Here is a 12417-nt window from a genome sequence, read left to right as displayed (position 1 = left end):
AAATTTTATTATTTTTGATTTAAGTCAGCCCACTGACGTTCAAAATGCTTAAACGGATCTTCTTGTTCTGTTTTTACATAGCTGCTGCTATTCCACTTTTTATATACAATGTAAAGTACTACTGCTGCGATGATACCAGCAAGGGCCGGGAGGTTTGAAACAGTTGTTAAGAGTACGACAACACCAATAAACCCCCAAAGCCATTTTTTAAAGGGGGTCTCTGCTTTAACAAACCCTTTACATGCTACGTACAAAATAACCAGGCCAAGCGCAAGTCCTACCATCGGACCGGCATTTGCAAGAAGAACGATAGCAGCTACCGCTCCAATCAAAAACAAACCAACTTTTTTCATTTTGTTTCCTCCTTTCGCTTCTCTATATACTTAGTTTAAGGATTATGACGTTTTTTCAAAACGAGCTAGAGCTTTATTTTCTCCTAAGACCTGAGGCTGATAACAAGCTCAGCCTGATTGTACAAAAAAATGACAGCTTATGATAAGCTGTCATTTTGACATAAAAAAAGCTCTTCCGTTATACGAAGAGCTGGGTTGGATTAAAATATAGTGTATAACAACAGTTGTCGATTGCTTTTCAATAACGTTCTGTAAGCCATGTTTTGTACCATTGTACTGCAAGCGGCTAGCTACCTCGTACTCCGGTGGCAATTATCTATCTACAAAATGTAACCATTTTGTCTTTCCTTCCGTTCAGTTCCTTCCAGAAAGTTCCCCTACCATTATTTGGGTTTCTCGCTCGAGGGGTTTACCTCGTTCCACTCTTACCATTTCTGATAAGACTTCGTCACTGTGGCACTTTCAGAGTAGTCAAGCCATATCTTAGAAAGACTTAGGCTTTTTCCCCGCCGTTAGCTTTTAACAGCTACCCTAGCTTATGACTTCGCTAGGCACGAACACTACAGACATCGCAGTCTGTGCGAGCATGGACTTTCCTCTACATCCTCATATGTGATGCAGCAATTACCCGAACGTTATTGATAACGACTTTCCTTAGTATAATAAAAATAGGAGTTGAATGCAACTCCTATTTTTAGGTTATTCGTATAATTTACTTCCAAACACATGTTTTTCTAAGTTCGACAAACGTTTTAAAATATCAAAGTTTGTCGTACCCGCTTGCTGCTGCTGTTGGGCAGGCGGCGGGGTAAACGAAGGTTGTTGCGGCTTTTTAGATAACTCTTCTACTTGCTTTTTCAAGCGTAAATTTTCAGTTTGTAATACTTCAATTTCTTCATGAAATGCTTCATAATCTTTAATAATAGAATCTAGATACTTATCTACTTCTTCTTGATTATAGCCTCTCATGCCTGTTTTAAATTCTTTTTCTAAAATTTCTTTGGCCGTTAAACGAATTTTATCAGCTAACATCTCTATCACCTCGAATACGATAAACCTTATCTTTATTATAATTCATTTTTTCAAAAATAGCTTCAAATGTCAATTTATCTTTTAAAATGTTTCGCCAAGTAGCGTTAAAAAGATGAAAATTTTTCTTCATCTACGATATCTTGTAAGTCGTGAGACGTAACCATTATAATAGGGTATTCTTCTCGTTCAGCACGTTTTTTAGCCGTTTCTAACATATATTTAGGACTTCCTTCGTGCTCTTCGTCGTAAACTAAACAAATACCTTCACTTTTTTCTATTAAAAATTGATTTTTTAACCGAAACTGTGCTGGACTTTCATATTTCTTTTTTGTGATGCTATCTACATAATCTGCTTGACTTAAGACGAATTCATACAATTCTTTATTAACGTCATTCCATTTTTCTTCTTGCTCCAAAAATGGTGTTAAAACAGCTAACTGAAGCTCGGGATAATCGAGCTTCAGATCTAATACCACTTCCGCTGCCCAAATCTCTACTCCTAGCTGGCCACTAATCAATACCCATTCTAATCCATCTTCTACTAATTCCTGTAATTTTTTATAGAGCGCTTTTTTTATGTATGTAATGCCTTGATGTTTTTCATTAAAAATTCCAAGTTCGAATGGCTTATAACCAGTAACTGTTAGCACCTTCATTATATAACTCCTTTATAACAAAATAGAATAGGAACTGATGTAATCAGCTCCTATTAACGTACATTATCTAAAATAACCTGAATTAGGTCCTTGATGCGCACCTTTTGTACCACAGCTACCTTGGCCGCAACCTTTGTGTCCCGGATAACTAGCACCTGCTACTTGACCTGGGTAGCCTCCTTGACCTGGATAGCCTCCTTGACCTGGATAACTAGCACCTGCTACTTGACCTGGGTAGCCTCCTTGACCTGGGTAGCCTCCTTGACCTGGATAACTAGCACCTGCTACTTGACCTGGGTAACCTCCTTGACCTGGATAGCCTGCTCCCCCTACTTGAGTTGGATATTGCTGCGCACCGCCAAAAAACTGTTGATTTGAAGTTTCGTTTACAACAGATTGCGTTTGCGGGAAGTAATGCACGTGCTTCACATTTGTATGATTCACCAATGTATTATGACTCGGATGAATGTGAGGTACAACTACCTCCTGAGAAGTAAACTGCGTGCAACATTTTGTTGGATGCACAATTGGTGGCGTACATTTTGTTGGTCTTGGATACATATCCTTTTTCCCCTTTCACTGTTTAGTTATTACACTATTACAATATGTGAAGGGTAGTGTACATGTACTAAGACAAACACCTATTTTTGGCCTACATAAAGGAGTTATACGAATTTTTCAAACTGCTTAAGACAATTACTGTTAAACAAATTAATGCGAAAAATGATACTAAAATCACATTTTTCATGGGGCCTCTCTCCATCTCACCAAAGTTCTGTTTTTAAGCTGTAAGAATAAGTCTTACATTGACTAATTTTATCAATGACTGAAAAATAGAACAATATAAAACATCCACAAAACAAAAGAATAATAATTCTGAATATTTTAAAATAAATCAGCTGAAGTCTATGCTTTAGCTGATTTATTTTTTAGTCTAAGAAGTCTTTTTTCAAGCGCTTCTTTCGACGTTTTTTTAGTCATTCCTCTGAGTTGATTCCACTTCTCCCAGGCTAGCTCAGTATATAGAAGTGCTTTATGAACATCTTTAAAACGATGTTCATAAATTTTAGCTAGCTCAACCAATGCTTCTATAGCAACGTCACCTTCACATGTTTGAACCAAAAGTTCAAACATGTCCACTGCCTCTTTCCAACTCTTCTCTTTTTTATAATGATAAGCCATAGCTAGCTGAGCTTTTTCATGCTCTTCTTTTTCTTTTTCTGCTACGCCTTGATAAAGAGAGAAAGCATGCTTGTTCTCCCCTAACTGCTCATACCACCTTGCTACTTCATATGTCTCTTTTTCTGTAAACTCCTCACTAGTAAGGAGATGTTTTGATAAATGAATGTATAACGTAATAAGTGATAAAATATCATGTTCATTATGTTTCATAATATCGAATAAGCCTCTTGGATTTTTCGTTTCAATAAAATCGAAATAAATCATGGGAGCTAAGAAACCTGGAATATCATCAACGCGTTCAATTCCAAGTATTTCTTTTTCGACATTCGCGAGCTTAACTGAATTCATTTTGTGTTTCCACAGCCTTCTTGACGCATGCAGTAAATCGAAGTGACCGAACTTAGGGAGCTTGGGCAAGTGATCTCTCAAGAGCGTATGGCGAGTCTTCACATGGGGCCAATCAAAAGATTTCCCATTATAAGTCACAAGCGTCGTATAGTCTACTTCTTTTAAAAAACTTTCGTAAAATGCTACTTCTCCACTCGGCTCTGTTAATATATGTTGACGAAAAACTACGGAATCTTTTAGCACCCTTGCATACCCTAGCAAAAAGATAGTCGTCCCCGTACCTGTACTAAGCCCCGTCGTTTCCGTATCAAAGAAAAATAAATCTGAATATGTGTGGCCTTTTGATGAAAGCGGATGAGCAACTGTAGACTGATTCCATACTTCCACTACTTTTTTCAGCTCATTAAATTCATAATGTCCATGCTTGTAGTCAAGCGGGTAAATCACTTCTCTAATCATACAGTAGCTGTCTTCGGCAAAGTAAGGGGCAGCATGATTTCCCTTCCATTCCTGCTCATAGGGAATAGACGTGCTCTTAGTTCGTTGCCGGTTACTTTCAACCGGCGGCTTTGCTTCTGTAACATGAAGATGCTTTTTCATACGGTCTAATTTATTTTTAAAAGACACGAGTTCACCTACTTTGCAGTTGTTGTAGCAGTACGAGCGCATCGCTTTTTGCTTGTTCTCCTTGTGCTTCCATACCAATACAAGACGGACAGCCGCTTTCGCAAGAACAATTTACAATTAATTGGTTGGTTTGACTTAGCACATCATTCATTTGTTCATATACTTTGTCGCTTAGCCCAATGCCTCCGGGATATCGATCATATAAGAAGATAGTCGGCTGTTCGTTGTGCACGGCTTTTATCTGAGGCACTACATGTAAATCAGACGGATCGCACATCACCATAAGCGGCGCAATTGACTGAATGGCATTTGCCATGGAAATGAGCGCTTGTTCCAATCGTTCTTCAGATTCGTGAAACTGTTCTTTTTCAAAGCTTAGCCACACGGCATTTGTATGAAGCTCTTCTTCCGGAAGTGAAATGGGACCTGACCCTATGTTTTCATGCGTCTCAAACTTTATTTTTTTAAATATCGTAGCCATGGCGCTGACCATTACATCACCATAACCGATTGAATATGTTCCTTCCAGTCGCTCTTTATCAGCTTCTAGGACCTTCAAGTTAACCCCTAAGTTTGCATCGGTGAAATAGTCTACATCGACTTCACGAACATACGCTTTTTTCTCATCCCAGTCCAAGTATTCTACTTGATACTGAATGCCTTGATGCAAGTAAATCGCCTCATCATGAAGAAGCGTCATGGCACTAAAGCGATCCATTTCTCCAATTACTTTCACATTTGCAACGTCCGATTGATCAATGATGACGACATTTTCTTGGGATGCAGAGCGCAGGCTGATATTATGAGCCGGGAACGAATCATTCATCCAGTACCATTTGTCTCCGCTAAAATGAATAACTCGCTCTTCTTGCAAAAACTCCAGCACGTCTTCGATTTCTACCCCATCAAATGTTTCTCCCTGTTTAAACGGCAGCTCATAGGAAGCACATTTTAAATGATCGACTAAAATAACAAGATTATCAGGGTTAATTCGAGCTGTTTCTGGATTTCGGCTAAAAAAGTAATCCGGATGCTGAATCATATACTGATCAAGCGGACTTGAACTTGCGACCATCACAATGACGGCTTCTCCGTGACGTCTTCCTGCTCGTCCTGCTTGCTGCCAAGCGCTTGCAACCGTGCCTGGATAACCTGTCATCACACACACCTGCAGCTGGCCGATATCCACTCCTAGCTCTAAAGCATTCGTACTGACTACCCCGTAAATACTTCCCTCTCGAAGTCCTCTTTCTATTTCGCGTCGCTGCTTCGGCAAATATCCTCCGCGGTACCCTTGAATAGATTTATTTTGAAGCTGGTTTTTTACGAGCTCCTGTAGATACGTTAAAATAATTTCCACCCGTACGCGGCTTCGTGCAAATACAATCGTTTGAATTTTATTTTTCAAAAACTCTCCTGCAATGTTTCGCACTTCAAGCGTAGCACTTCTTCTAATGTTTAAAGGTTTATTAACAATAGGCGGGTTATAAAAAACAAAATGCTTGCGACCGCTAGGCGCTCCGTTGTTATCCACTAACGTAACATCAGCTCCCGTTAAATGTTCAGCGAGTTCTTTTGGGTTAGCAATGGTCGCTGATGTACAAATAAAGATAGGATCGCTTCCATAGTAGCGACAAATTCGCTTTAAGCGGCGTATAACGTTGGCTACGTGGCTTCCAAAAACACCGCGATACGTATGAAGTTCATCAATCACAATGTACTTCAGATTTTCAAACAGTGATACCCATTTAGTATGATGAGGTAAAATAGCTGAATGAAGCATATCCGGATTCGTAATAACAATATGGCCTGCTTTTCTTACCTTTTGGCGGATATTTGCCGGAGTATCTCCATCATACGTATAGCTATTGATTGGTACTTCCATTTCTTCAATGATTTCATTTAATTCACTTTTTTGATCTTGGGCAAGGGCTTTTGTCGGAAACAAATAAAGGGCTCTAGCTTGATCGTTCTCCATAATACTTTGCAGTACCGGCAAGTTGTAGCACAGTGTTTTCCCCGACGCTGTTGGCGTAACGGCCACAACATTCTCCTTAGCTGTCGCCAAATCAAACGCTGTTTTTTGATGCGTATAAAGCGAACCAATTCCTCGTTTCTCAAGTGCTTCCCGCAGTTTCGTATGCAAAGAAGCTGGAAATGGCGCAGTTTTAGCTTCTTTCTCTTCGATTGTATGCCAATGAACAATATTTTGCTGATACGATGGATTCGTTTGCAAAATATCCATTACTTCTTGTAAATTTTTTCGTATTCTCATTTTCATCACCTTCTTCTATTTTAACGAATGAACGTTCGATAGAAAACCATAAGTTTTTGCATGTTTTTGGTGGATTCGGACATGGTATTAATACAGTAAATTTTTCAAGGAGATGTTAAAAATGGGAAGCCCTTATCTTTGCCCTAGCTGCAAAACAAATCGAACGCGCTTTAATATCATTGAACAAAATGCAAAACCTGTAAAAATGGATCCAAGAAGCGGAGACGTCGTAGAAGAATACACAAACGATACACTCGATGCATTTCACGCTGCTTATAACGGACCGCAAAAACGCATTCAATGCGGAGCTTGCGGATTAGTAGAAGATGAAACTATGTTTGTACGGCATGCTGAATCGAATAAACTTCAATAAAAAAGGTGAGGCCCTTTGGCCTCACCCTTAATCATATAAATCTCAATGCTTTTTTTTGATTGAAAAGCAGACATTTTCATCTAAAAAATTCATGTCTTTTCTTATACAAACATGCTAAAATACCTAAAAAAAGATATGGAGATGATGGTCATGTCTTTTCTTCTTTCGCTTTTACCTTTCCCATTTCTGAAGAAATTTCATTTCCCTTCAGGAAGAGAAGTTAATGAAGATAAAATGTTCGATAAAACAAATGTAGAAATGCTTCAACAGAGAGTCAAGCTAGTTTCACTTGCTCTTGTAGTTTCCTATCCTATTTATATTTATATAGGGTTTTCTTTACTTCAACATGCGGGAACACCTCAGTTCAGACATACACTAATTGGTATTCATTTCACTAGTTTTGCTCTCTCTTCTCTTTATTTATTTTTCTATTATTTTAGTAAAAGAAAAGAGCGGTTTGCTAACTACTTAAGCACCATTGTGTATGGCTATATATTTTATTACGTATTTGCTGCAGCACTTTCTACTATTAACAGTCAGCTTTTCACAGGTCGTGTAGACGTGTATATGATGCTTTTGATTTCCACAGCTGTTTTATGTCCTATGAAACTAAAACATCTGTGTATTATTTTTATTTCTAACCATCTTTTTTTACTATACGGTTTATCACGATATGTATCGGATTCTTTTTCCCTTATTTCGAAGCAGATCAATACAACTGCAGCAGTTGCTATTGCTTTACTTATTTCATACATTCTTTATACATACCGTCACAAAGAATATATAAATCATTTACAGCTAAAAGAAAGCGAACGTAATTTTTCTACGTTGTTTAAAATTAATCCATATCCTTTAATATTAACGAGATTATCCGACCACAAAGTGTTGCTCATTAACAATAAAGCTATTCATTTTTACAATCTTGTTTCTCAAGACCTTGATCAAATAGACGGATTTATAATCTATCCTACCGATGAAGATCGAGGGAAGATTTTAAAACGTCTTCAACAAGAGAAATATGTAAAAAACTACGTCCTAGAAGCACGTGAACATGGAGATTCTAAGTGGGTTATGATCAATTATGAATTACTAGAGTATCAAAGCGAAAGCTGCATTCTCGCAGGTATTACCGATATAACCGATTTAAAAGCGGTTGAGCATGAATTGAGCTTGCACGCTTCAACTGATGTGCTAACGGGAATTTTAAATCGAAGAAACGGAATGGAAAAACTGCAGTTGGAACTGCTGAGAGCTAAAACCAATGATACATCTTTTCTATTATGTTTTATCGATATAAATTCTTTAAAACTAGTAAATGATCAATACGGTCATGGAGAAGGCGACTGGCTTATTAAAACAATAGCGGAATCAATTAGTGGTTATATTAGCAAGGATGATACGCTATTTCGCTACGGAGGTGATGAGTTTTTATTAATTGCTCCTGAACAAACGGAAGAATACGTACAAGAGCTGTGGCAAAATATTAATGAACAACTAGAAGATAAAAAGAGAGAATTTAATAAGCCATATGCACTGTCTGCGAGTTACGGATTTATTATATGTGCGCCTTCAGACGACACCAACCTAGATACATTAATTCAAAAAGCAGATGCTGCCATGTATAAGCAAAAATATACGCGCGTTTCTTCCGCCTTTAAGTAAATAATCGAAGTCCTTGTGCCATCGCATCAAGTACATTTGCTAAATAGAATGAGCAAGGAATAAATCCGTTCATGAATTACCCATGCACTTTCTTTCTTTGCAAAGAAAAACTATAATAGATGATGCAAGTATTTTACTGATATCATGGAAAGGACGTACATATGTTTACAATTAAAGAATATACAGCTGAACAATTGCAGGATCCATTTGGTCTCCTTCTAGGTGAACGCTATGAATTTCATTTATACATTGAAGTAGAAGAAGAGGATGAATTATATACCGGCAACGACCTAGCACTCCGCGTAGTATATATTAAAAGCGAAGACAACACTTCTATTGCCCAAACTCATTTCTACGAAGTTTCAACAAATAAAGTATTAGACTTCGCCCTTGAAGAAGAGGAAGAAGAAGCTGTAAAAGAGTTTTGCGGGAAGCATTTGCCTTCAGAGGAAGGCACAAATAACGAGGAATAGTCAAAAATAAGCTCTTTTTAAAGAGCTTATTTTTGATTTCGTTTTTCCATTAGCTTTTTAACTACTTCTTTTGGCTCCCAGCATGTAAACCGATAAGAAGGACGGGTCTCATAGCCTAGTCTTTTGCATTGATACTTCATTCCCTTATCCAATTTAATGCTTTGAAAATGTTGACATGTGGCACAGCAATGAAATGAACTCATACCTTCCCTTCTCCCCTATTTCAATCTATTTCTTTAATCAGACAAATAAACGAACGAATTCGTACAAAAAAAGCTGCCTATCGGCAGCTTTCATATTTAGCGTTGAATTATAATTTTACAACATTCTCCGCTTGAGGTCCACGTTGTCCTTCAACGATTTCAAATTCAACTTTTTGGCCTTCTTCTAATGTTTTGAAACCTTCAGATTGGATAGCTGAAAAATGAACAAATACGTCATTTTCGCCTGGTACTTCGATAAAACCGAAGCCTTTTTCACTGTTAAACCATTTTACTGTACCTGTAGTAGCCATGTAAAAAAACCTCCAAAGAATGTAAAAATTTTAATATGTTACTCTATATTTACATTTATACCGTAAATAAAAAATTCACATATTATAAAAGAGACCTACGCGAAGTAGATCTCTTTTATAACAAGTGAATTTTCACTAAATCTAATTCGAGTGTATGGTCAAAACGTAGTATTACTTACATTTATTAAATTTGGTTGCGTTTACATTATACTATACCTATATGTAGAATGCAAATATTTGGCCATTCTTAATGTATGGCCCATCCCTTTTGCAAGATATCTATCTTCCTTACGTCAACATGTTATCAATATGGGCGTCGATAATTTCTTTTCGTTTATTTTGCAAGGTCTCAAATAATAGCTTAGCTTCTTCTGAAGTTAACGCAAATGTTGTTGTTTCTTCATGGTTTTCTTCTTTTGTATGAAGCACAAATACGCTTTGTTGGATTCCACTCATACATATTCCTCCTTTTTCGATAGTATAGGCTTTTTTGTATTTTTCATGTATGCTTCACACGTTTTTAACAAATTATAAGAAAGGTTAAAACTTATAAGGAGTGATACTATCATGAAGAAATCGTTTTTGTTTGTTGTAGGCTGTATGACGACTCTTTCTTTATTCGGCTGCAGTACAGCAGATCAAGGTAAAGATGGCGTCATTGATGATGATACAGTCCGCAACGTCACATATGAAAATGGGAACAATAAAACGAAAATGAATGACGTAAACGATACGCAAGACGTACAGCGTAACGAAAAAGAACAATATAATCAGTCTGGTGGAATGAGAGTAGCCGATGTGGCAGCTGATCGTATCGTAGCATTAAAAAACGTAAAAGATGCTAATGTAATCGTAACTGATCATACCGCTTATGTGGCAGCTGTATTAGATGATAATAAAGAAGGTAATCTTACAAAAGATATGGAACATAAGATTGCACATGAAGTAAGAAAAGCAGACGGCAGTGTTCATCGAGTTTTTGTATCAACAAACCCTGACTTTGTAAACCGTATGAACGGATATGTAGACAAGCTTCAAACCGGCAAACCCGTTTCTGGACTGTTTGACGAGTTTTCGGAAGTTGTTCGACGCGTGTTTCCAAATTCACGCTAATATACATGAATGTCAAAAGAGCATTTTATAAAATGCTCTTTTTATTTTACTTACTGCATAAAATATTGCATAAAAAACCCGCTATTAATTTCTGAATATTTTTATTTTACTTTATTTTGAAAACGATTTCATTTCTTTTGTATAAAGGTTTAGGGGATTTTAGACTTAGAAAATTTACGATTTTGTGGGTTGATAGTATAAGAAAAGTTTGTTAGTTTTAAAAACCATAAGATGTTTTCATGAGATGTATTACTTATCTCATGCATAAAAAATGCATAAAGGGGAGATTTTGTGGATATTGGAGTTTATATTTCACTCGGTATTTATTTTGTGGGAATGCTCGGAATAGGATGGTATGCCTATACAAAAACCACTGAAGATGTAGCTGGCTATATGTTAGGAGGACGCGGACTAGGCCCAGCCGTTACCGCCCTTTCAGCTGGTGCTTCCGATATGAGTGGATGGATGTTAATGGGGCTTCCTGGATCCATGTATGTAACGGGCCTTTCTAGCGTATGGCTAGCGGTGGGATTGTCTATAGGTGCTTATTTAAATTATTTAATCCTCGCTCCGCGTCTTCGCACTTATACGGAAGTAGCGAACGACTCCATTACAATTCCAGACTTTTTTGAAAATCGATTTGGCGACCATGCCAAAATTCTTCGAACGGTATCAGCGATCGTTATCTTTATCTTCTTCACTCTTTACACTTCAGCTGGTATGGTATCAGGCGGACGCTTATTTGAATCAGCATTTGATTTACATTATCAGATTGGCTTGTTTGTAACAGCATCTGTTGTTATTGCCTACACTCTTTTCGGTGGATTTTTAGCCGTTAGTTTAACAGATTTTGTTCAAGGTGTTATTATGTTTCTTGCTTTAGTTTTAGTACCCATTGTGGCTTTCACCGATGTTGGAGGCGTCAACACAACAATGGATATTGTCCAGGAAGTTAATCCAACATACCTTGACATCTTTAAGGGTACAACGGTTTTAGGTATTATATCTTTCTTAGCCTGGGGACTTGGCTATTTTGGACAGCCTCATATTATCGTTCGCTTTATGGCTATCTCTTCTGTTAAGGAATTAAAACCCGCACGCCGTATTGGAATGAGCTGGATGATTATTTCTATTATTGGTGCGTTGCTGACAGGACTTGTTGGAATTGCATATGTAGAAAAAACGGGTATGAAGCTAGCAGATCCTGAAACTATTTTTATTAAATTTGCAGATATACTTTTTAACCCTTTAATTACCGGGTTTTTATATGCTGCTTTATTAGCTGCGATTATGAGTACCATTTCTTCTCAGCTACTTGTAACAGCAAGCTCTGTTACAGAAGACTTTTACAAAACATTTTTTCGTCGTCAAGCCTCTGACAAAGAGCTTGTGACTGTGGGGAGAACTGCGGTTTTAGGCGTTGCAATTATCGCTATTGTGCTGTCTTTGAGACCTAGTGATACCATTTTAGGATTGGTCGGCTATGCTTGGGCTGGATTTGGTTCTGCTTTTGGTCCTGCTATTCTGCTGAGTCTGTATTGGAAGCGTATGACACGATGGGGAGCACTTGCAGGTATGATTGTAGGCGCTGTCACTGTATTGATTTGGGTGAACGTACCAACTTTAAAAGATGCTCTTTATGAAATGATTCCTGGGTTCTTTTTAAGTCTGTTAGCTGTCATCGTCGTAAGTTTAATAACAAAGAAACCGTCAAACGATGTTCAAAATCAATTTATTGAAATGAAAGAAATTTTAATGCAAGAATCGAAATAAACAAAAAGGTACACAAGTTTTTACTTGTGTATCTTT

At 37.5% G+C, this 12417-nt stretch carries 14 protein-coding genes and 1 other RNA gene; 5 read left to right on the top strand and 10 right to left on the bottom strand.

Features of this window, described 5'->3' with window-relative positions:
• Nucleotides 1–8 precede the first annotated feature (8 nt).
• The 7 genes from M3225_RS16525 to M3225_RS16495 form a co-directional block, all read right to left on the bottom strand.
• Nucleotides 9–353 carry a lmo0954 family membrane protein gene (locus M3225_RS16525; RefSeq protein WP_251395432.1) on the bottom strand — a complete coding sequence of 115 codons (345 nt, stop codon included), beginning with the start codon at nucleotides 351–353 and terminating at the stop codon, nucleotides 9–11.
• A 247-nt stretch (nucleotides 354–600) separates the two neighbouring features.
• Nucleotides 601–989, bottom strand: an RNA gene (gene rnpB, locus M3225_RS16520) — RNase P RNA component class B.
• A 63-nt stretch (nucleotides 990–1052) separates the two neighbouring features.
• On the bottom strand, nucleotides 1053–1385 hold the full coding sequence (gene gpsB, locus M3225_RS16515; RefSeq protein WP_251395430.1) for a cell division regulator GpsB: 333 nt from the start codon (nucleotides 1383–1385) through the stop codon (nucleotides 1053–1055).
• Nucleotides 1386–1489: 104 nt separating this feature from the next.
• Nucleotides 1490–2041 carry a DUF1273 domain-containing protein gene (locus tag M3225_RS16510; protein WP_251395428.1) on the bottom strand — a complete coding sequence of 184 codons (552 nt, stop codon included), beginning with the start codon at nucleotides 2039–2041 and terminating at the stop codon, nucleotides 1490–1492.
• Nucleotides 2042–2104: 63 nt separating this feature from the next.
• Nucleotides 2105–2602 carry a spore coat protein gene (locus tag M3225_RS16505; RefSeq protein ID WP_285885696.1) on the bottom strand — a complete coding sequence of 166 codons (498 nt, stop codon included), beginning with the start codon at nucleotides 2600–2602 and terminating at the stop codon, nucleotides 2105–2107.
• Nucleotides 2603–2947: 345 nt separating this feature from the next.
• Nucleotides 2948–4198 carry a ribonuclease H-like domain-containing protein gene (locus M3225_RS16500; RefSeq protein ID WP_251395426.1) on the bottom strand — a complete coding sequence of 417 codons (1251 nt, stop codon included), beginning with the start codon at nucleotides 4196–4198 and terminating at the stop codon, nucleotides 2948–2950.
• A gap of 4 nt (nucleotides 4199–4202) precedes the next feature.
• Complete coding sequence (locus M3225_RS16495; protein ID WP_285885695.1) at nucleotides 4203–6473, bottom strand: DEAD/DEAH box helicase; 2271 nt, start codon at nucleotides 6471–6473, stop codon at nucleotides 4203–4205.
• Between the two features lie 121 nt (nucleotides 6474–6594).
• Here M3225_RS16495 and M3225_RS16490 point away from each other — a divergent pair, with 121 nt between their 5' ends.
• From M3225_RS16490 to M3225_RS16480, 3 genes are all read left to right on the top strand, one after another.
• Complete coding sequence (locus M3225_RS16490; RefSeq protein ID WP_013056134.1) at nucleotides 6595–6846, top strand: hypothetical protein; 252 nt, start codon at nucleotides 6595–6597, stop codon at nucleotides 6844–6846.
• A gap of 150 nt (nucleotides 6847–6996) precedes the next feature.
• Nucleotides 6997–8508 (top strand): sensor domain-containing diguanylate cyclase, encoded by a 1512-nt coding sequence (locus tag M3225_RS16485; protein ID WP_251395422.1) that lies wholly within the window; start codon nucleotides 6997–6999, stop codon nucleotides 8506–8508.
• A gap of 161 nt (nucleotides 8509–8669) precedes the next feature.
• Complete coding sequence (locus tag M3225_RS16480; protein WP_251395420.1) at nucleotides 8670–8981, top strand: DUF6509 family protein; 312 nt, start codon at nucleotides 8670–8672, stop codon at nucleotides 8979–8981.
• A 26-nt stretch (nucleotides 8982–9007) separates the two neighbouring features.
• Here the strand turns inward: M3225_RS16480 and M3225_RS16475 are convergent, their stop codons facing one another.
• The 3 genes from M3225_RS16475 to M3225_RS16465 form a co-directional block, all read right to left on the bottom strand.
• Nucleotides 9008–9184: a hypothetical protein gene (locus tag M3225_RS16475; RefSeq protein ID WP_192885547.1), complete on the bottom strand. Its 177-nt coding sequence runs from the start codon at nucleotides 9182–9184 to the stop codon at nucleotides 9008–9010.
• Between the two features lie 107 nt (nucleotides 9185–9291).
• The gene (locus M3225_RS16470) at nucleotides 9292–9495 is read right to left on the bottom strand and encodes a cold-shock protein (RefSeq protein ID WP_013056130.1); all 204 of its coding nucleotides are present in this window, start codon (nucleotides 9493–9495) and stop codon (nucleotides 9292–9294) included.
• Nucleotides 9496–9783: 288 nt separating this feature from the next.
• Complete coding sequence (locus M3225_RS16465) at nucleotides 9784–9951, bottom strand: hypothetical protein (RefSeq protein WP_176547858.1); 168 nt, start codon at nucleotides 9949–9951, stop codon at nucleotides 9784–9786.
• A 111-nt stretch (nucleotides 9952–10062) separates the two neighbouring features.
• Here M3225_RS16465 and M3225_RS16460 point away from each other — a divergent pair, with 111 nt between their 5' ends.
• Nucleotides 10063–10608: a YhcN/YlaJ family sporulation lipoprotein gene (locus M3225_RS16460; RefSeq protein ID WP_016763474.1), complete on the top strand. Its 546-nt coding sequence runs from the start codon at nucleotides 10063–10065 to the stop codon at nucleotides 10606–10608.
• Between the two features lie 291 nt (nucleotides 10609–10899).
• Complete coding sequence (gene putP / locus M3225_RS16455; RefSeq protein ID WP_251395418.1) at nucleotides 10900–12381, top strand: sodium/proline symporter PutP; 1482 nt, start codon at nucleotides 10900–10902, stop codon at nucleotides 12379–12381.
• Nucleotides 12382–12417: the final 36 nt, after the last annotated feature.

Source organism: Priestia aryabhattai, assembly GCF_023715685.1.
Classification (GTDB): Bacteria; Bacillota; Bacilli; order Bacillales; family Bacillaceae_H; genus Priestia; species Priestia aryabhattai_B.
This window is presented reverse-complemented; position numbering and strand designations above follow the sequence as displayed.

Excerpts from the sequence above, each read along its gene's own strand:
- M3225_RS16490 (WP_013056134.1), top strand. The coding sequence starts at position 6,595 with ATGGGAAGCCCTTATCTTTGCCCTAGCTGCAAAACAAATCGAACGCGC.
- M3225_RS16465 (WP_176547858.1), bottom strand. The coding sequence starts at position 9,951 with ATGAGTGGAATCCAACAAAGCGTATTTGTGCTTCATACAAAAGAAGAA.
- gpsB (WP_251395430.1), bottom strand. The coding sequence starts at position 1,385 with ATGTTAGCTGATAAAATTCGTTTAACGGCCAAAGAAATTTTAGAAAAA.
- M3225_RS16510 (WP_251395428.1), bottom strand. The coding sequence starts at position 2,041 with ATGAAGGTGCTAACAGTTACTGGTTATAAGCCATTCGAACTTGGAATT.
- M3225_RS16525 (WP_251395432.1), bottom strand. The coding sequence starts at position 353 with ATGAAAAAAGTTGGTTTGTTTTTGATTGGAGCGGTAGCTGCTATCGTT.
- M3225_RS16480 (WP_251395420.1), top strand. The coding sequence starts at position 8,670 with ATGTTTACAATTAAAGAATATACAGCTGAACAATTGCAGGATCCATTT.
- M3225_RS16470 (WP_013056130.1), bottom strand. The coding sequence starts at position 9,495 with ATGGCTACTACAGGTACAGTAAAATGGTTTAACAGTGAAAAAGGCTTC.
- M3225_RS16475 (WP_192885547.1), bottom strand. The coding sequence starts at position 9,184 with ATGAGTTCATTTCATTGCTGTGCCACATGTCAACATTTTCAAAGCATT.
- M3225_RS16495 (WP_285885695.1), bottom strand. The coding sequence starts at position 6,473 with ATGAGAATACGAAAAAATTTACAAGAAGTAATGGATATTTTGCAAACG.
- M3225_RS16485 (WP_251395422.1), top strand. The coding sequence starts at position 6,997 with ATGTCTTTTCTTCTTTCGCTTTTACCTTTCCCATTTCTGAAGAAATTT.
- M3225_RS16460 (WP_016763474.1), top strand. The coding sequence starts at position 10,063 with ATGAAGAAATCGTTTTTGTTTGTTGTAGGCTGTATGACGACTCTTTCT.
- M3225_RS16505 (WP_285885696.1), bottom strand. The coding sequence starts at position 2,602 with ATGTATCCAAGACCAACAAAATGTACGCCACCAATTGTGCATCCAACA.